Origin of the sequence: Flagellimonas olearia (genome assembly GCF_009184425.1) — a bacterium.
GTDB lineage: Bacteria > Bacteroidota > Bacteroidia > Flavobacteriales > Flavobacteriaceae > Flagellimonas > Flagellimonas olearia.
Genome location: NZ_WELG01000166.1, coordinates 1 through 328, shown reverse-complemented (window position 1 = coordinate 328; position 328 = coordinate 1). Strand labels below are relative to the sequence as shown.

The 328-nt window shown below is 61.0% G+C and carries 2 protein-coding genes; both read right to left on the bottom strand.

The annotated features are described in order from the left end of the window. Positions 1–204 (bottom strand): hypothetical protein (locus F8C76_RS19540; protein WP_211372213.1); only part of this gene is annotated, 204 nt, incomplete at its 3' end. Beyond that, positions 201–317, bottom strand: a complete 117-nt coding sequence (locus tag F8C76_RS19535; protein ID WP_439108303.1) for a class I SAM-dependent methyltransferase — start codon at positions 315–317, stop codon at positions 201–203. The genes F8C76_RS19540 and F8C76_RS19535, both read right to left, overlap by 4 nt. Positions 318–328: the final 11 nt, after the last annotated feature.

Here is a 328-nt window from a genome sequence, read left to right as displayed (position 1 = left end):
CTCCACGCCGTCTTCCACGATTAACCCGTAGATGGCCACGGGGGGCAGTGTGGCCTCAATGGCAATAAGCCGGCCGGCGTGTACGGCCAGCCGCTCTGCGCTGGCGGGGTCAGATCGCAGGGCCGTGTTGATGGCTCGCTCCACGGTGGCCAGGGCGGTGGTAGAGAGCAGCCCGGGAGAGCGTGACTGGTCTTTCAGGCTCAAAATTTGAATCCTCTGTGCAGGGCCACGATGCCGCCAATCATGTTGAAGTATTCGGTGCGGGCAAAGCCAGCGTTGTCCATCATGCCCTGTAGGGTATCTTGGTCTGGGTGCATGCGAATGGATT